This is a genomic window from Photobacterium aquae (assembly GCF_001029445.1).
In the GTDB taxonomy this organism is placed as follows: domain Bacteria; phylum Pseudomonadota; class Gammaproteobacteria; order Enterobacterales; family Vibrionaceae; genus Photobacterium; species Photobacterium aquae.
This window is the reverse complement of the sequence record NZ_LDOT01000015.1, coordinates 62,290-81,121: the sequence shown is the minus strand read 5'-3', so window position 1 is coordinate 81,121 and position 18,832 is coordinate 62,290. Positions and strand designations below refer to the sequence as shown.

Here is an 18,832-nt window from a genome sequence, read left to right as displayed (position 1 = left end):
AAATGCACGCTATTCTGAGCAATACCCGGCTCATGGTACTTGCCGCTGTCTTTCTCATTGTTGCGGGCTTCTCTTCGCTAAGCTCGCTACCTAGGGCAGAAGACCCAATTATCCATAACCGTTTTGCCAGTGTTATCACCCATTTCCCTGGGGCCACAGCAGAACGTGTCGAGGCATTGATAACGGAAAAGATAGAAAACAAGTTACGCCAGTTAGATGAAATAAAACTGATTGAATCGGTCTCTCGTCCGGGAATATCGGTTATCCAGCTTGAATTGATCGATACCGTCACAGACGCCGATCCGATATGGTCCCGGGTACGCGATAAACTCACTGACGTTGAACCAGTACTACCGCAAGGAAGCTCAACACCTGAGCTAGATAGCGATCACGGTTATGCATTCACTATGATTACGGCATTAACCTGGAATGACACGTCCGAGCCTGATCTGCTTATCCTGCGACGCTACGCCATTGAGCTCGCCAACCGCCTACGTGTACAAAGCGGCGTAGAGTTTGTCGATAGTTATGGGCTGCCTGATGAAGAAATTCTAGTAAGACTCGACCCGGCAGCAACCAGTGCATTGGGCCGTTCAGCATTATCGCTCTCGCAATCCATTGGTGCCGCAGATGCCAAGAACGCCGCCGGGGAGTTGGTCAATGGCACGACCCGCTTTACTCTTGAGGTAGCCGACTCCCTTGACTCACTGGATCGCGTTCGCAAAGTCCCCGTAGCCATTGATAGCAACGGTTACCAAATCCGGCTTGAAGATATTGCACAGGTGAGCCGGACTATGGCGACACCACCTGCCGAGCTGGCCTTTGTCAATGGCAAACCCGCCGTCATTGTTGCGGTCCGGATGCAGCCGGAATTGCGTGTTGACCAATGGACAGCTCGTATCCACCAATTTATGGCCAACTACCAAGCCGAAATACCCGCCAATATCCAACTCGATACGATTTTTGAGCAACAAGGGTACACGGCATCGAGACTATCGGAACTTAATGCCAATCTAGTTATGGGGTTCTCTATTATCCTTGTGGTCCTATTGCTCACCCTCGGATTCAGATCAGCCTTGCTGGTAGCTCTATCCCTTCCGCTCACCAGCCTTGTCACCTTGGCTATGATGAAGTTCACCGGATTACCAATCAACCAAATGTCAATTACCGGACTGATTGTCGCGTTGGGCATCATGGTCGATAATGCCATTGTCATGGTCGACAGCATCCAGTCGCACCGCCAGCAAGGTCACGGTAAACTGGAATCCGCTATAAAATCGGTTAACCATCTCTGGATCCCACTTCTAGGATCAACCCTGACCACGGTACTGGCCTTCGCCCCAATATTCCTGATGCCAGGACCTGCAGGGGAATTTGTTGGAGCAATCGCAATCACGGTCTGCTTCTCACTCATTGGCTCCTATATCATCTCCCATACCATTATCGCCAGCTTCGCTTCCCGTATACTCCCCGCCCCTTCCCAACGGGGAACGCCAGCAGAGAAGCAAAACAGCCAATGGTATAATACCGGCATAACAATACCTGCTCTGAGCACACTCTTTGCCAAGAGTATTGCCCTTGCTATTCGCCACCGTGTTAAATCAACTGCGCTCGTCTGCCTTCTTCCCATTACGGGATTCTGGGGGGCAGGACAACTTACCGAACAATTTTTCCCGCCGTCGGATCGGGATATGTTTGAACTGCAGGTATTCCTTGCTCCCCAATCCAGTATTTACGCAACGGCACAAACAACCCAGAAGATTGATGCAATCATGGCGCAATACCCAGAGGTAGAGCAGCTAAATTGGATTGTTGGTAGCAATTTCCCATCGTTTTATTACAACATGGTCAGCCGTCAGCAAGGCGCTGCCTATTTCGCCCAAGCCATGGTAAAAGTCAGCAACTTCAACGCAGCCAGTGCGTTAATCCCTAAATTACAACAACAATTTGATCAAATACTCCCTGAAGCCCAAGTTCTGGTACGAAAACTTGAACAAGGTCCACCATTCAATGCACCGCTTGAGGTTCGCTTGTCCGGCCCCAACCTTGATCGGCTCAAAGCCATTGGCGAAGATATCCGGCTTATCATGGCGGAAACCCCCAATGTCACCCACACCCGAGAGACTCTTCAGCCCGGCACCCCCAAGATATGGGTCAACGTCAATGAAGAAGCCAGTCAACTCAGCGGCCTGAGTCTCAGTGGCGTAGCGGATCTGCTGCAAGCCTCGTTTACAGGAAGGCTAAACGGCAGCCTGATCGAGGCCAGTGAATCGATCCCCGTACGAGTCCGAGTCGGTGACAAGCAGAGGGAGAATATGACTCACCTGAGCAGCCTTCCCCTGCCTGTCATCTCTGATCAAAGCCTTATCGGCCTTCCGGTATTTGCTCTGGCCGATCTGAGCCTATCACCTAGCCGTGGAGCCATACCTCACCGAAATGGGCAACGAGTTAATGTGATTGAAGGCTATCTCCGGGCTGGCGTATTACCACAAACCGCATTGGATCATTTCGAAACGCGGCTCGTAGACTATCGACGTACGTTACCCGCAGGGTACAGCATCGAATTTGGCGGGGAATCGGAAGAGCGCAATGAGTCAGTCTCTAATCTCATGGCCAATCTCACCATGGTCTTCACTTTGCTTCTCATGGTCGTTGTGCTGGCATTCAACTCTTTCAGGCTCAGCGGCATCATCTTTACCGTTGGCTTTTTGGCGGCCGGGCTTGGCCTGTTTTCCGTCGGGCTCTTCAACTACCCGTTTGGCTTTACCGTTATTATCGCCCTGTTGGGTCTCGTGGGCTTGGCAATCAACGCAGCGATTGTCATTTTGGCCGAACTCAAGGCGAGCCCTCGAGCATGTCACGGTGATATCGAGGCGATTGTCGATGCGGTAATGAGTTGTACTCGGCATATTACATCAACAACTATCACAACCGTTGGTGGCTTTCTGCCTCTCATTCTTGCTGGCGGTGGCTTTTGGCCCCCCTTTGCCATTACCATCGCCGGAGGAACATTACTGACCACCATCATTTCATTCTATTTCGTCCCCGGGGCGTTCCGGTTGGCAATAACATTCAAACCTTGGCGATCATGTGCCAACACTGTTGAGCAACCTAGCTGATAGCTCCGATCACCGCTCATAAAAAAGGACGGGGGGGACCCGTCCTTTTCATGTGAATAGCTAACCAAACAAGTTACATACACGCCATTTGTAGCTCGTAATAAACGGCTTCAAAATCCGTATTGGCAAAATATTCGTTGTTCACCATCAAACTCTTACTGTTAGTCCAATTTGATGCCGCGGCCCCGTTGCCATAAGGAATACCATAAATTTCAAAATGCCTATCACGGCGTTCAAAAATCAAATTCGATGGCATCCGGCTTGAGCGACGAGTCATACTTTTATAATACTTAAAGTCTTCCGTACAACTCTTAACAATATACGAACCATCTTCACTTCTTACACTGATGTACGGCTTCGACACATTTTCAAACTCAGCCAATGTCCATACCCCAACTGAATTAGCAAGGCGAATACGAGGCTCAATCGGTTTTTCAACCACTTTCTTGGCAGCCAATCTCTGCCGTTCGGCTAACTCACGCGCGAGATCCTCGGGATTAGGCTCTACTTTTACCAACGGTTTTTCTTGATTTGACTCAGGAGATGGGAATAACCATGCTGACAAGGTGTCTTTATTCAAAAAGCCCAAAGCACTAACCACCAGCAACACGACCAACACTACAAATACTTTTCGTTTAGCTGCTGAGTCTCGTCGAGGTTCTCGGTTGTTCTCTTTGTTCTCTGTCTGCTTAGTGTCTTCATCAGTCTTAAACTCATTCCCCATCCGCATCGTAGCGTTACACTCAGCAAGCTCAGCATTCAAAGAGGACACCTGACTTTGCAAGCGTCTGTTTTCATTGCGCAACGTCTGCAGCTCACCATCGCTAGCCCCCTTCTTTGGGCTGCTTGACTCAACCTGCCGACGAGCAGCCTCAAGCTCACCGGCCATGGTTTGCAATTTCGCCTCTAGCTGCTTTTTCTCATGCATACACTGGGTATATTTCAGCTCCAGCAATTTGCAACGCTTCTGCCAAAGCTCATTGTTATCTTGACCTTGCCCCTGAGGAGCCGCTGTTGCAGCAGCCACTTTTTGTAGAGCATCACCATCCCCTTTTCCGGCAATGACCTGTTCATAAGCGTTAACAACCAATTGCATCAATGCGTTAGAACCACCTTTATCAGGATGATTTCGGCTACAGAGCAACTTGTACTGTCGCTTCACCTCTTCAATCGGTGTTGAACTATTGGTACCTAAAATGTCATGAAAAGTGGTCATGCGAATTAAAATCCATACTGCGGAAAATCACTTACGGCTCAGGGCGAACTGCATAAAAAACGGCCAATGCGAACTCACTAAATGTGTCTCTTCAGATATATCGGCCAATGACGAAATTTCTTAACGATTATTTCACCACAGTATCATTTCCGACAGCACCCGCAACAATCACCTTGCGACTACACCCCTGACATTTTACGCAACCAACCTAGGATAGGCCGATGATCGATAAAATAGCCATCATCGTTCTTAGCAATCGCATAGACTTCTCTGGATTCAGAAAATGGCCCTGGGTTCTGCTGAATGATTTCGACTTTTTGTCCTTCCAAATCGACATGGGCCACAATTGCAACATGCCCGTATGGGTTATATAGCGTTGGCTGATAAACCAGAATATCACTCACTTGAGGTAGCTCACCCTGTCCATTGGTAAACTGAAGCAATCCTCGCTTTAGATTAACGCTTCCAGAAATGACATCCGCATCAAAAAAATCTTTGGCGTGCCCATAACTGTCAGGCATTTTGTGTTGAAATAGCTCATAGTAATAGCGTTTAACAAACTCGACACATTGATATTTCAAACCGAGATTATAACCATCCACAGAAACATTTCGCTCCAGCACATGATTAACCCCACCATTGAAATAGACGTCGACACCATTAAAAGAATCAACAACTGTGCCTATTTCTATCTCTGTATTTAAATTAACCTTCGTCACCAAATTGTAAGCACCTGCACCCAAAACAACGAGTACACCAAAGGCCATCACCAGCTTTTTCATTTATAACCTTTTGTAAGAAAGATAAACTCACCCAAAGCTGTGCATACTAAATGTAAAACCATGATGAACAAAACAATATCTTGTTAGCAAAAGCCCGTTAAGAGCCAATAATATGGATAAAATGATAGAATGAGAGGCAGAAAAGAAGAGAGGAAGAGAGGAAGAGAGGACGGTATCAGGCCGACAATTTATTCGCCCAATACCGCCATAACTATAAAATAAGTCACGCCTTATTTTATTACCCCGCCCTTGCACCATTTGGCATCGCTGTTTCTGGACATGCTAAGCATGGCTGCAACTTATCTTCATAGCCAATATCAAACAGCATTCCCTGAGAGATCTCCCCGGCCATCTTTCTCTCAGGCAAATTAACAACGAACAGAGCCTGCTTACCTTCTATTTCTTTCGGATTTTCTCGCTCTTGTTTAATACCCGCTAGAATAGTTCGAGTGTGATCGCCAAAATCAACAGTCAGCTTCATTAGCTTATCTGATTTAGCCACTTCGCTAACTTCTTGAATCGTCCCGACGCGAATATCAATTTTTGCGAAATCATCAAATGTAATTTCATCTTTGATTGGGGCCTGTTTCATTCATATATCCTTAACTTTACCTACGAGCACAACTTTTGCTCAATAGCTAATACTACCTGCTTGGCAGGATATTGAATAGGCTAACAAAATGACTAACTAGATATAAATTTGTACCAAGCACCACAAGGATTCAATATGCGAGGAACGCGCTAGCCCCCTCGCCTAAGGGAGCTTGGACAGAAGCGTCGAATGCGCGGACACGACTTGTAAATTTTGGCCCAGCTTCTGCCAAAGCCGGGTAAACGCAAAGCAACCATTGGCCTTTACCCCATCATATTGCCCTTTGATTTCAGCATTGACGTAAACCATAGCGCAATCTCCATGGGGTTTTATCTGCAGATCACTAAACACTATCGACTCAATAGACAACAGGCCAGATCGGTGAGCCTCTATGTCGTCTTGCTTAGTAAGCCGATACCCGAAGTAATTAATAAAAACGAGGTCATCAGAGAGCAATTCATCAAGCAGCGCAACATCAGAAGCAATCATCGATGCCTTAAGCTTTTGCTCTGCACTGATCACGTCCTTTTCCATTAGTGGCTCCATCACCCAATCATCCTTATATTGCACAACAGACACAGCAGCTGAATGCTTTAGCATCCAGCCGTAAGATTATTATCTCTTCCAACGCAGATATTCTCCTACTCGAGACTACCCGACGTATCTGTACACCTTAGCAGCCCCCTTACCTGCAAAACCAACTATGAGGTCCCGCGATGTAACATCTGTGAGGTATTTGGTACTAATAATGCCCAATCATATCGGAACCTTTGCGTCTTTTGAGATCAATCCATACTTTCTAAATAATACACATCCGTTGTCATCAAGGCGCATGAAGGTTCAACTTCCGCATTCTGAATTCACCGGGAGAACATCCCATATGCTTCTTAAATACCCGCGAAAAATAGGAGACATCTTTAAACCCCGCCGAGTGAGCAATATGGGAAATCTTCTCTTTATCCGAGCTCAACAAGCCACAAGCCAAATCGAGTCGTTTCTTGATGATATACTGCTTCAGGGTTACCCCCATGACGCTATGAAACAAACGAGAGAAATACGTTGGGGAATAATGGCAGGCATTAGCCAGATCTTCTTCTCTAAGGGGAGCACTGATATTCTCATCGATAATTTTTAGAGCCGGACGAATTGACACTTCACGTTGCTCGAAACCTTGCACGGGTTCCGGCCTGATCGTATGAGTATGCAGTCGGCTGAAACACTCATCGATTTCAGGCTTGCTCGCAGATGCCGCTATCACATCTTCCCCTCCGGCACGCAGTACATTAAGCGCCAAATCAGCATCCAAATTATGGTAAACCACAACGACTTTTGTTTGTGGAAACCGGCTCTTTACCGAGCGAAGCAATTCAAATCCATTAGAGGTGGAATCTATCACCTCAAGAAAGATCAATTCCTGCCCGGTCATCGTCGACAGTAATTCAAAAGGTGAAACGTCAACCACATCATGGGACAGCTTCAAGTTTTCCTTTGCTTCTGCCAACTTATCGAAATGACTACAACTCACCCAAATCACAAGCATCTACCTTCTGTATTACGTATTAATAGATATACTTGAACGATCCTTGTTGCTCGCAGCCACTTGCTTAACAAAACAGTCAAAAAAGTGACGACTCACCAGTAATTAATACCTATAAACCCAAATAAATCCAGATAGCCAAACTGTTGCAGTTGTGATGCACTCAAAGTATATATATCTGCTAATACCACTAATTCAGCGATTTATTTCATTTATTTGCGGCAAAAAAACAGCACTAACAGACAATTCAATGGAATATAAAAAAATTTTTTATTCTTTAATATTCTATAAAAAGAAGGGTATTAGAAGTGATGCTGAGTATTCAACAACTTTATATGTGTCTTGTTACTAATAATCTTGTCGCATCAAAACAATCACAAGAACCGAGATGCCTCCTCACTGCCACCACAATGCTCATTTCAACAGGCATGTATTTGAACTTGTGGCATAGGTAAGCCTCGCACCGACGTATTCCTCATCTCTATGTTTTCTACCAACCAACGACTCTATTACACTAGAAGTTGCTGCAAATTCGTACAAAAGATACGGTTCAGATCGCAAGTGCGGAATAATTGCACTAAATATTTAAATTTAGCCAGCATAAATTTGAGGACAATCTCATTTTTATCCTTTACACTAGCCCTGTTCGTGTTCCTATGAAGACAGCAGGAGAGTGGCAAGTCTCACTTTTTGGGGTAACCCAAATAAGAGAAACACCGCCCGCCGAAGAAGTAAGCTGCCTATCCCGTCCGGGTCTGTCCGGGCAATAGCAGTAAATCTTTCAGGCACCTTTTTGAACATTGTGTTCAACAAGGTATGGACTGTTGTTGGAGGAGCCTCTGGAGAGATCCGTTAAATCGGGCGCCGAAGGAGCAAACCCCGTGTTATCACAGGGTGAAACTCTCAGGCAAAAGGACAGAGGAGATATAAGACAACAGTATGAAGTACCCTTAACTTCTGTTACAGCCGACAACGGTAGAGATCTGTTGTTCTTTATCTCTTACTTTGATGTTTAAAGGTAAAGAGAATGAATCCGTTTTATAACTTTCTACAAACTATTGATAACCTTGTTTGGGGTCCCCCGCTCCTGATTCTACTTGTTGGTACTGGTGCTTACCTGACGTTCCGTCTGGGTGTTATCCAGATCCGCTACTTACCGCTTGCGTTACGTTACCTGTTCAAAGATGACGAAAACAAAAGCAAATCCCGTGGTGATGTTTCTAGTTTTGCAGCTCTCTGCACAGCCCTTTCTGCCACCATCGGTACAGGTAATATTGTCGGTGTTGCTACAGCAATTAAACTCGGTGGCCCGGGTGCCCTATTCTGGATGTGGCTTGCTGCCCTGTTTGGTATGGCAACAAAGTATGCAGAATGCCTGCTTGCCGTAAAATACCGCGAAACTGATGCCAACGGCCAGATGATCGGTGGTCCTATGTACTACCTGCAAAATGGTGCCGGCCAAAAATGGCTAGCAAAACTGTTTGCCATCTTTGCACTGGGCGTAGCCTGTTTCGGTATCGGTACATTCCCTCAGGCAAATGCGATCGTGGATGCCGCACAACTGTCATTTGGTATTTCTCGCGAAATTACAGTTGTTGTACTCACTGGCTTGGTTGCAACCGTTACCCTCGGTGGCGTGAAGTCAATCGCAGCTGTAGCCAGTAAAGTGGTGCCATTCATGGCTCTCTTCTACATCTTTGCCTGTGTCATGGTATTGGGAGCACAATACAGCGCTATTCCGGCTGCCATTAATACAGTGATCAGCTCTGCCTTTACCGGCCATGCTGCAACTGGCGGCTTTGTCGGTGCGGGTATTATGCTGGCTATCCAGTCTGGTATTGCGCGAGGTGTATTCTCTAACGAATCAGGTCTGGGCAGTGCTCCAATGGCCGCCGCAGCCGCAAAAACCGACTCATGCGTACGTCAAGGCTTGATCTCGATGACAGGTACCTTCTTCGATACCATTATCATCTGTACCATGACAGGTCTGACATTGGTGGTTACAGGAGCTTGGCAAGGTGATCTCGCCGGTGCTGCCATGACGAGCTATGCTTTTGCCTCTGGTCTTGAGTCAAGCCTTGGCCCAATCCTAGTTACCGTCGGTCTAATGTTCTTCGCCTTTACCACCATTTTGGGCTGGAACTACTACGGTGAACGCTGCATTACCTACCTATTCGGTGTAAAGGCTATTTTGCCTTACAAGCTGTTCTTCCTTGCATTGATTGCCGGTGGTGCGTTCATGAAGCTGGATATGATTTGGCTCATTGCCGATATCGTCAACGGCCTAATGGCGATTCCGAATCTGATCGGCCTGATCTTGCTTCGTGATGTGGTTGTTAGCGAAACGCGCCAGTACTTTGAGCAACTTCGCTCAGACAACACGAACATGCAAACAGCCTAGCAGCTCGACTCGCTTCTAATAGCCAGTAGCAAATAGCACAAAGCCCCACTCCATAACGGTGTGGGGCTTTTTTAATCAAGATAGCGCGTTAACTGCTGGTAAAGATCGAAACTACTGTCTTCAAGCCTGCAATCACAGATTTTCCCATCTTCCTGCTGTACAAAATACAGCATCCCGGTCATGTGCACTTTCTGCTTCTTTGCCGGAATACGAGCCCAACCACCACTGTAAGTTGCCTCGCACTCATAAATTACCACCGTCTTATGGCCCTCTTGCACCACATCGACAATACGAAATGCAACATCACGAAAGCGCTGGCACCAAATAGAAACAAAATTCAGGTAGTCAGTATGGGATAACGGGTAGATTTTCCCGCCAGGTAGGTGAAAATTCAACGGTTCTGCGGCCAGTTGTGTCAGCACACTTAAGTCAGCCTGTGCCCAGACCTTATTAAACCAATCATAAATCCATTGCTGATTGTTCATAGTGCAACAACTCCTACTTCATCCATGTTGGTTAAACCCTTCTGGCAGCTACCGGCGCAATTGGGCTACAAACCACAAATACAAGTAACATAAATATACTAGACACTACTATCTAACCACTCAAAAATATAAACAGTGCCACAGAATAACGGTCATGTTGTGGAAGATTTTAGAAATGACATCAAAAGCGAAGAGGATCAAAAAAGGCGCTGATTATCAGCGCCTTTGAATTATTGCAATCTTGACGGGTTTTCCAGCATCCAGCGCTTGGTTCGTTCGTCTTGTGTGGTTGCAGCGGTCTGGCGAGCTTTTTCCAACCATTGCTGCTTTTCCTGCTCAGGAAGATTCACCCAAGTATCATCAGCTAAATCCAGAGCCGTTTCAAGAACCAACTGGTCGTATCGTTCTTTCTCTGCCAATGTCCAAGCCTCAACCAGAAGTGTTTTCGCACCTTCGCGATCATGTTGAGCCGCTAACATACGCGCTTTTTCGCGCATGTAATACACCTCGGCACGAGGCTCTGCATTGCCCAAAAATGCCTTGGCCTGAGCAAGATAATACTCGGCCTGAGTAAAGTCATTGCGCATCACGTAAGTACGGGCAATTTGGCTCAGTAGCTCGCTGAAAAATGTCTTATCGACACTGACGGCAGCCATATCTAACATCGCAAAGAAAGTCGTCGCGGTAGTCTGCGGATCATCATAGTTCCACAGTGCCATGTAATCAGGGAAGTTGAAATCCATATAGCGATGACAATATGGAACATCTTCCTGGGCGGCAGTCACTTGCCCAGCAAAAAAAACAGAACAACAACCAGCAATAGCAGAAAACAGTAAGTGGCGAGCGCGCATAGCGATATTGGCCGATCTATGAATAAATATGTCCTGTGACTATATCGATTTCTCGGAAGCGAGCCGTGTCATCACCCATAAACTGGAAGCGCTTTCACACTCTCGCTCACCATTTGCCTATTATGATCTCGTGTTGTCTGAAATAAAATCAGTGCATCTCGTGTGTATTTTCAGCTCACCATCAATGCACGGTTAATTCAGAGTATACTTGCTTGAAATGTGACAAGTTTGGCAAATGAGACTGATTAATATCGCTACCGCCAATTTCAATATATTCGTAACCCAGCTCTTTCGACGCATCGCGGTTTTGTGCCCCCTCGCCCAACACAATGCAACGTTCAAACGTCAAGCCGCTATCTTGCTTGGCACGAAAAGCTGCCAATGCCATGATCTCTGTTCGGCTCATCGCATCTGACGATGTGGCAAACGTAAAGGTACTAATATCCAAACCAACTGCGCGCAGCTTAACTCTAGCCGCAGATTCCCAACCAGATGTAGCGATAGCTAAGTAACAATCTTCACTTGGTGCAATATTGGCAAGAAAATCATGTACGCCCGGAGCAACTTTCACCTTCTCCGGGGTGATGGCCAATGCTTCATTCATCAATGCCAAATAGCGTTGCTCAACCTTGCGGTGATTAAGCATGCGATTTCCTGCTGTCTGGTAACGAGTGAGCAGTTCATCCAACACGCCAGCATCCGTTGAATGTTTGAATTGGCTGCGATCGATATCCACTGTTATCCCGAGTACCTCTTCTACCGCACGAAAATAGCACTCCAGCTCAAGCGCTTTAGATTCAACCAGCGCGCCGTCTATATCAATCAAAAATAAATCCGTCATTTCATATACCTATGGTTTCTTCGTGCGGGGCGATAATGCGCTTGTAACACGCGTGTTTCAAGCACCGCTTGAACCCAAACAGCAAAACCCTGCCTTAGATCACTAATACGAAATGATAAAAACATCTAGTTTTGACGCTTTATTCTGAAATATTTCACAAGCCAATAAAAAACATCAATGTCGGAATATTGCTATATCTATCGATGCATAAACTGATCGCCCAGAATTGAGCCAACGTAAACACAAACGGTAGATAACAAATAGTTTGACTAAAATCGATCATGGGAAGATACCCAGATAAAAACAATACATTCAAGCAATGTCATGACACTAAAAGGAAGTAATAATGAAAGACAATAAGAACCGCAGAACATTCCTCAAACTATCCCTCGCGAGCCTGATTGGGATGACAGCCGGAAAAACACTGTTAACTCAGCCCGTTCATGCGGCAGAGCTTCCACAATTAAGTGAGGATGACCCGCAAGCAAAAGCGCTTCAATATGTCCATGAATCACCAGATGCAGAAAAAAATTGTGCGAACTGCGCACTCATCCAAGGTGAAGATGGTAAAGAATGGCGACCATGCGCCATCTTCCCAGGCAAAGCCGTAAACGCCAAAGGTTGGTGTAGTGCATGGGCGAAAAAACCATAATTTCCTCGCTAACATCCAAAATGCAAACAAAAAAGGGGCTCTCTTTGAGCCCCATTCAGCATTATCGTTAGCGACCCCAGTCAATTCATCGAAACCTTGGGATCATTAGACTATAACGTCACTACTTAAATGCGACCTCAGCCCAACGAGCTAGACCAGCAGTCACTGAACCAAAATAGCTACCACTAACAACAGGAATACCTGGTAGCAGCGCTTCAACCGTCTCACGCAGCACCGGAGACTTTGCTGTACCGCCAGTCATGTAGACCATATCAGGGCGCACCCCGCTTTGCTCCACCGCCTCGGTAATAAGTTGGCTGATCTGAACCCGTGGCGACTCGATCGCTGCTGCCATCTCCGACTGCGAAATATCCACCGACAGTGCATCTGCCAGCTCATGCAATGTAACTTGCTGCGCTGTTCGCTCAGAGAGCGCTATCTTGCACTCTTCGGCTTTGCGTACCAATTGATAACCCAGCTTTTCGTGGTAAACCTTAATCAATCGCGCCAGCTTCTCAGGCTGTGCCGCGTCACGGCGCAACTGGTCAAGTACCGCAAGGTTGGCATTCGCGTAGAAGTCACCTTGTGCAACCACATTATTAATGGCAATCGGATTCCAGAACTGACTAATGGGCATATCAATCCCCTTTTGGGTCTGAGTCCCAAACCCCAATTCAGGCATTAATTGGCGAAAGGCCAGATGGATATCCAAATCATTACCGCCGACACGCAAACCACTATGACCCAATAGGCTTGACTGGCGATCAATTCGCTTAAACCAGCTTGGCCCCATTTGAATCATCGAACAGTCAGTCGTACCACCACCGATATCAACCACCAGCACCGTTTTATCTTCTGTCAGCGTACTCTCAAACTCCAACCCGGCAGCAACCGGCTCAAACTGAAACTCAACCGACTTAAAACCCGCCCTTACCGCCGAACGGCGCAGAATCGATTCGGCTTGCTCATTCGCCCTTTCACCACCAGAACCCTGAAAGTTAATAGGGCGACCAATCATGGTGTGTTCAATAGACTGTTGAAGCGCACCCTCTGCCTGAGTTTTAATATTAGACATCATGGCTGTGACCAGATCTTCAAAAAAGCTGATCTGCACTTCATGTAATCCATTGGCTCCCAAGAAAGATTTAGGCGACTTAACGTAATACACCTCTTCCGGATCGCTCAAGTACAAATCCAACGCGGCCTGGCCAAATAGCATATCGCCTTTTGCCAATTCAATGTCTTCATCACGGTTAGCCGCAATTGCCCGGCGCAGCACTTGCTCGCCAAGTTGATCCGTTGGCTTAACCCCCATGAACTTAAATAGGTATTCGCTCACCGCCTCACGCGTCGGCGCGCACAACGTGGAAGGTATCATGGTATTGTTACCTTCAAGCTGCAAGTGACGAGGCTGCCCTTGCTCCATCACAGCCACCGAGCAATTCGCCGTTCCATAATCAAAGCCGATAAACATTTTCCCTCCGGGGATTAAGTTAGAGCGCAGCCCGTAGCCGCTGTTTCACAACGAAACCGACCATCTTACTGAAACTTAAATGGCGAGCCAAGTCGCGATTGTCCCCCTCCCCAACAAAATCAAAGCCACTGTCGATTACCCGTTTATTCGCACAAATAAGCAGCTAAAATCGCTCATTCATCATTAGAAAAATGCCAAAGATGCGCTTCTGATTCAGAAACTGCATCGCTAGCATCTGAAAATTTGATTTGGCATGACAACATAACTAGGTTTATCGTCCATACTTGAACTTTTAGACTTATCATGATGAGAATGATGAAAAAATTACTAACTTTCCTTGCGCCCCTGACTCTTGTTGCCGCCCTGCTTGGCGGTTGCTCCGATAGCAATGTGCCAAAAGAAGGCGAACAGTACACCGTTGTTCCTACTCCGACAGAAAACGTGGCCGATGTCATTGAGGTCTTTTCGCTCGGTTGCGGCCACTGTCGTAATATGGAGCAGGTACTGCCGACACTAAAAGAGTTGGCGAAAACAGACGTCGAGCAAATGCACGTGACCTTCAATGAGAGTGCGCAAATCGCTGCTTATATGTTCTATACCGCGGCTTTCCAGATGGACGGCAAGCCATCACCTGAAATCAAAGAAGATCTGTTTGCCTTTATTCAAGGCGGTTCTGAGGGCTTAGATGCCACCCAGCGCGAAGCCAAAATCAAAGAGATTTTCAGTAAGTACAACATCAAGAGCCCGTTTGATCTTACAGAAACTGAGCAGCAAACCGTCTACAACCTGATGAAAACTGCCAACGAGTTTGAAAACAATGCCCGTGTAACGTCCGTACCAGTATTTATCGTTAAAGGTAAGTACATGATTCAAAGCGACAAGCACGAAAGTGTTGAAGAGATTGCTACCACTATTCGCTACCTCATCGACAACAAATAATCGCGTTGTTTCATCCCTTCAAAAAGCAGCTAATTCTAGCTGCTTTTTTTTCCATTCAGCTCCGCATCACAGTATTTACAAAACAATACCCGCACCTCAAATACCGATGCTGACACAAGCATCCAACGTCCACATGGCGAAAAGATGCAAGTCATACAACTATTTCGTCTATCAAATATGTTGCTATTACCAAATCGTTACATTGTCAGAATATCACCATGTCAAGACTTGAAGATCATCATGGTTAGTGGTTTGATCAGCGCCTTGCTGCCACCGCTCAACTTCTTGCTCAACAAGTAGACATGTTGTAACCAGCTTGGCTTTTCTGTCTGCTGTCGGCGGCGGCAATACAACACGACAACATTAAGGTGCATTCATAATGGCGAAAACCCCAACGGCTTCGAACGTATCTCAAGCATCTGATATTGCTTACCAGCCAACCTCTATGGAAATCTGGGACAGCAAATATCGTCTTAAATCAAAGCATGGAGAAGCTATTGATATCACGCTTGACGATACCTTCAAACGCGTTGCCCGTGCATTGGCAGACCTAGAACAAAAAAACGCCAAAGATCACTGGTATAATGAATTCCTGTGGGCACTGCGTAACGGTGCAATCCCCGCAGGCCGTATTACATCCAATGCGGGTGCCTTTGAGCACAAACCGGCTACCTCTACCATCAACTGTACTGTTTCCGGTACTATCGATGACTCGATGGATGACATCCTGAACAAAGTCCATGAGGCAGGCCTGACTCTTAAAGCCGGCTGCGGTATCGGTTACGATTTCTCGACACTACGCCCTCGCGGTGCTTTCGTATCGGGAGCCGGGGCATATACCTCTGGCCCGCTCTCTTTCATGGATATCTATGACAAGATGTGCTTTACCGTCTCGTCTGCGGGCGGTCGCCGCGGGGCACAAATGGGTACCATGGATATCCGCCATCCCGATATCATCGACTTCATTCGCGCCAAGCGAGAAGATGGCCGCTTGCGTCAATTCAACCTATCACTACTGATCACCGAAGATTTCATTGAAGCCGTTAAAAACGATCAAGAGTGGCAATTAATTTTCCCGATCACGGCAAAGGAAGCCAAACAGGACAAACTCGATCTGGATAATGACGCCAGCATTGTCTGGGCCGACTGGCCAACTAAGGAAAATCTGGTTGAAGACAGTGAAGGCCGTGTTGCGTGCAAGGTTTACCGCACTTTGCCTGCCCGCAACCTATGGAACGTCATCATGACGTCTACCTACGACTACGCTGAACCCGGGTTTATCCTGATCGACAAAGTCAACCAAATGAACAACAACTGGTTCTGCGAAGAAATCCGCGCAACCAACCCATGCGGTGAGCAGCCACTTCCGCCATATGGCGCATGTTTGCTGGGCTCGGTGAATCTAACCAAGTTTGTTCGCGATCCATTTACCGATGAAGCCCGTTTCGACTGGGAGGCATTCCGTCGCGTTGTCGCTATCTTTACCCGGATGCTCGACAACGTGGTAGAAATCAACCAGCTGCCGCTTGAAAAGCAACGCCACGAAATCATCAACAAACGACGCCATGGCATGGGCTTTTTGGGTCTGGGCTCAACCATCACCATGCTCAAGCACAAATACGGCAGCGCGACATCTGTCGCTTTCACCGAGCAAGTCGCTCAGGAAATGGCATTAACCGGCTGGAAAGAATCTCTAAGTCTTGCCAAGGAAAAAGGCATCGCGCCGATCATGGACGAAGAGTTCGAGATCACTGCCAAGATGCTGCGCCTGCGCCCGGAAATGGCCCAAGACGGCATCAAAATTGGTGACAAGGTGAAAGGCAAAGTGCTGCACGCCAAATATAGCCGTTACATGCAGCAGGTCGCCGAGATCGAACCAGAGCTCGTTGCACAACTGGCCGAACACGGCGGGCGATTCACCCACCACAGTTCCATTGCCCCTACGGGGACGATTTCGCTGTCTCTGGCCAATAATGCCAGTAACGGGATTGAACCTAGCTTTGCCCATCACTACACCCGTAACGTTATCGTACCGGGTAAGAAATCCAAAGAGAGTGTCGATGTATACAGCTTCGAGCTATTAGCCTACCGTGAGCTGATCAACCAAAAAGCTATGCCATACACCACCGATGCCGAGTGCCAGCTACCGGAATACTTCATCACTGCCGATGATATTACCCCTAGCCAACACGTCGAGGTGCAAGCCGCGGCACAACGCTGGATTGACTCGTCAATCTCAAAAACAGCCAACGTACCGACCGACTTCCCGTTCGAAGACTTCAAAGACATCTATATGGATGCCTACGACAAAGGCCTGAAAGGCTGCACTACATTCCGTTTCAACCCGGAAGTGTTCCAAGGCGTGCTAGTTAAAGAAAAAGATTTGGAGAACACAACCTATGTGTTCACGCTGGAAGACGGTACAACCATTGAAGCCAAGGGTAATGAGGAGATCGAATACGACGGCGAAATGCACTCTGCCGCCAACCTCTACGATGCCCTAAAAGAAGGCTACTACGGTAAATTTTAAGCGAGATAGGTTTTAAAACATGGCTAAGAAAATTGACAGCAAGATTGTCGCCTTCAGCGTAAAAAGCAAAGAACAGCCCCCTCAGGCAGCTCCGGCCCAGCCAGAGGTAAAAGTCGAGCAAATGCACGAAGATATCCAGCGTCCCGAAAAATTGCTGGGTACAACCTATAAGTTAAAAACACCTGAGCACATCTCAGAGCACTCGCTGTTCATTACCATCAACGACGTTGTGCTTAATGAAGGTACCGAGTATGAAACTCGCCGCCCGTTCGAGGTATTCATCAACTCCAAGAGCCTAGAGCACTATCAGTGGATCGTCGCCCTCACCCGTATTATGTCTGCGGTATTCCGCAAAGGTGGTGACTGTACCTTCCTTGTTGAAGAGCTACGCTCAGTCTTCGACCCACGCGGTGGTTACTGGAACAAAGGCAAGTATGTGCCTTCGCTGATTGCTGAGATCGGCAATGTTATCGAACAGCACCTCACTGAAATCGGCATGCTGGGCAAACCTGAAGTTGACGAACACCAGCAGGCATTTCTTGACGCCAAGAAAGCCGAACTTGCCGCTCAGCAGGAAGAAGCTAAAGAAGAAGAGACCGGCAACTTCCCACCAAGCGCGACGCTTTGCTATAAGTGTCACAATAAATCGGTCATCATCAAAGACGGTTGCCAAACCTGTCTTAACTGCGGTGATTCCAAGTGCGGCTGATGCCTTGCTAATCCGATACTCTCCAAAAGCTGCTCACTATGAGCAGCTTTTTTATAGCCGTCGCTTTTTTCATTGGTTTGCGTATACTGCACCGCTTAATTCATCCCTCTTAACGGTGTCATTGCAATATGATTATTTTTACCACTAACTTTGGCGATATCGAAATTGAACTGGACATGGACAAAGCCCCTGTCACATCAAAGAACTTTATCAAATATTGTCAAGAAGGCTTCTATGAAGGCACCATTTTCCATCGTGTCATTAAGGGCTTCATGATCCAAGGCGGTGGCCATACTGCTGATATGACAGAAAAGCCAACTCACGATCCTATCGTAAATGAAGCCAACCGTGGCCTAAAGAACGTTATCGGCTCTATTGCGATGGCGCGTACTGATGCCCCGCACTCTGCAACAGCACAGTTTTTCATTAACTTGGCAAACAACAGTTTCTTGGATTTTACCGCAACCACCAACGATGGCTGGGGCTATGCGGTATTTGGTAAAGTAACGGCGGGTATGGATGTTGTGAAGAAAATTGGCCGAGCAAAAACCACATCAAAACACGGCCACGACGATGTTCCGCGCGAAGCCATTGTGATCGAAAAAGTCACTATTAAGTAAAAACCAAAAGCATCACTTATAGTGGCTCATACCCGAGCTGACATTTCCGATAATAAACACGGAAACTCTTGGGTAATTGGGCCA

General features: G+C 47.0%; 17 protein-coding genes and 1 riboswitch. Of the genes, 7 read left to right on the top strand and 10 right to left on the bottom strand.

Annotated features, from left to right (window positions below; genetic code table 11):
- Nucleotides 1-2 precede the first annotated feature (2 nt).
- Nucleotides 3-3,119, top strand: coding sequence for an efflux RND transporter permease subunit (locus ABT56_RS12625; protein ID WP_047879268.1), 3,117 nt, complete (start codon nt 3-5; stop codon nt 3,117-3,119).
- Between the two features lie 73 nt (nt 3,120-3,192).
- Here the strand turns inward: ABT56_RS12625 and ABT56_RS12620 are convergent, their stop codons facing one another.
- The 5 genes from ABT56_RS12620 to ABT56_RS12600 all read right to left on the bottom strand — a co-directional run bounded on the left by ABT56_RS12620 (nt 3,193) and on the right by ABT56_RS12600 (nt 7,249).
- Complete coding sequence (locus ABT56_RS12620; RefSeq protein WP_047879234.1) at nt 3,193-4,335, bottom strand: J domain-containing protein; 1,143 nt, start codon at nt 4,333-4,335, stop codon at nt 3,193-3,195.
- Nucleotides 4,336-4,514: 179 nt separating this feature from the next.
- Nucleotides 4,515-5,117 carry a CHAP domain-containing protein gene (locus tag ABT56_RS12615; RefSeq protein ID WP_047879233.1) on the bottom strand — a complete coding sequence of 201 codons (603 nt, stop codon included), beginning with the start codon at nt 5,115-5,117 and terminating at the stop codon, nt 4,515-4,517.
- 238 nt (nt 5,118-5,355) lie between these two features.
- Nucleotides 5,356-5,709, bottom strand: coding sequence for a tRNA-binding protein (locus tag ABT56_RS12610; RefSeq protein ID WP_047879232.1), 354 nt, complete (start codon nt 5,707-5,709; stop codon nt 5,356-5,358).
- A gap of 162 nt (nt 5,710-5,871) precedes the next feature.
- The gene (locus ABT56_RS12605; RefSeq protein ID WP_240478310.1) at nt 5,872-6,243 is read right to left on the bottom strand and encodes a nuclear transport factor 2 family protein; all 372 of its coding nucleotides are present in this window, start codon (nt 6,241-6,243) and stop codon (nt 5,872-5,874) included.
- Between the two features lie 289 nt (nt 6,244-6,532).
- Nucleotides 6,533-7,249: a helix-turn-helix transcriptional regulator gene (locus ABT56_RS12600; protein ID WP_240478309.1), complete on the bottom strand. Its 717-nt coding sequence runs from the start codon at nt 7,247-7,249 to the stop codon at nt 6,533-6,535.
- 826 nt (nt 7,250-8,075) lie between these two features.
- Nucleotides 8,076-8,175: riboswitch (glycine riboswitch) on the top strand.
- Nucleotides 8,176-8,273: 98 nt separating this feature from the next.
- Between ABT56_RS12600 and ABT56_RS12595 the strand changes: the two genes are divergently transcribed.
- Nucleotides 8,274-9,647 (top strand): alanine/glycine:cation symporter family protein, encoded by a 1,374-nt coding sequence (locus ABT56_RS12595; RefSeq protein ID WP_047879231.1) that lies wholly within the window; start codon nt 8,274-8,276, stop codon nt 9,645-9,647.
- A gap of 71 nt (nt 9,648-9,718) precedes the next feature.
- Here the strand turns inward: ABT56_RS12595 and ABT56_RS12590 are convergent, their stop codons facing one another.
- From ABT56_RS12590 to ABT56_RS12580, 3 genes are all read right to left on the bottom strand, one after another.
- Nucleotides 9,719-10,132 (bottom strand): nuclear transport factor 2 family protein, encoded by a 414-nt coding sequence (locus tag ABT56_RS12590; protein ID WP_047879230.1) that lies wholly within the window; start codon nt 10,130-10,132, stop codon nt 9,719-9,721.
- 230 nt (nt 10,133-10,362) lie between these two features.
- Nucleotides 10,363-10,917, bottom strand: a complete 555-nt coding sequence (locus ABT56_RS12585) for a hypothetical protein (RefSeq protein ID WP_157037846.1) — start codon at nt 10,915-10,917, stop codon at nt 10,363-10,365.
- Nucleotides 10,918-11,164: 247 nt separating this feature from the next.
- Nucleotides 11,165-11,824 (bottom strand): HAD family hydrolase, encoded by a 660-nt coding sequence (locus tag ABT56_RS12580; RefSeq protein ID WP_047879228.1) that lies wholly within the window; start codon nt 11,822-11,824, stop codon nt 11,165-11,167.
- A gap of 346 nt (nt 11,825-12,170) precedes the next feature.
- Between ABT56_RS12580 and ABT56_RS12575 the strand changes: the two genes are divergently transcribed.
- Complete coding sequence (locus ABT56_RS12575) at nt 12,171-12,476, top strand: high-potential iron-sulfur protein (protein WP_047879227.1); 306 nt, start codon at nt 12,171-12,173, stop codon at nt 12,474-12,476.
- A 121-nt stretch (nt 12,477-12,597) separates the two neighbouring features.
- Here ABT56_RS12575 and yegD read toward each other — a convergent pair whose 3' ends face one another.
- Nucleotides 12,598-13,950, bottom strand: coding sequence for a molecular chaperone (yegD, locus tag ABT56_RS12570; protein WP_047879226.1), 1,353 nt, complete (start codon nt 13,948-13,950; stop codon nt 12,598-12,600).
- Between the two features lie 315 nt (nt 13,951-14,265).
- On the opposite strand from yegD, the gene ABT56_RS12565 reads away from it, so the two are divergent.
- Nucleotides 14,266-14,889, top strand: coding sequence for a thiol:disulfide interchange protein DsbA/DsbL (locus tag ABT56_RS12565; RefSeq protein WP_047879225.1), 624 nt, complete (start codon nt 14,266-14,268; stop codon nt 14,887-14,889).
- A 221-nt stretch (nt 14,890-15,110) separates the two neighbouring features.
- On the opposite strand, the gene ABT56_RS23940 is transcribed toward ABT56_RS12565, so the two are convergent.
- Nucleotides 15,111-15,263: a hypothetical protein gene (locus ABT56_RS23940; RefSeq protein ID WP_157037845.1), complete on the bottom strand. Its 153-nt coding sequence runs from the start codon at nt 15,261-15,263 to the stop codon at nt 15,111-15,113.
- A 5-nt stretch (nt 15,264-15,268) separates the two neighbouring features.
- Here ABT56_RS23940 and ABT56_RS12560 point away from each other — a divergent pair, with 5 nt between their 5' ends.
- The 3 genes from ABT56_RS12560 (at nt 15,269) to ABT56_RS12550 (ending at nt 18,748) form a co-directional block, all read left to right on the top strand.
- On the top strand, nt 15,269-17,419 hold the full coding sequence (locus tag ABT56_RS12560) for an adenosylcobalamin-dependent ribonucleoside-diphosphate reductase (RefSeq protein ID WP_047879224.1): 2,151 nt from the start codon (nt 15,269-15,271) through the stop codon (nt 17,417-17,419).
- A 19-nt stretch (nt 17,420-17,438) separates the two neighbouring features.
- Nucleotides 17,439-18,128, top strand: coding sequence for a TSCPD domain-containing protein (locus tag ABT56_RS12555; protein WP_047879223.1), 690 nt, complete (start codon nt 17,439-17,441; stop codon nt 18,126-18,128).
- A gap of 128 nt (nt 18,129-18,256) precedes the next feature.
- Complete coding sequence (locus ABT56_RS12550) at nt 18,257-18,748, top strand: peptidylprolyl isomerase (protein WP_047879222.1); 492 nt, start codon at nt 18,257-18,259, stop codon at nt 18,746-18,748.
- The last annotated feature ends 84 nt before the right edge of the window (nt 18,749-18,832 follow it).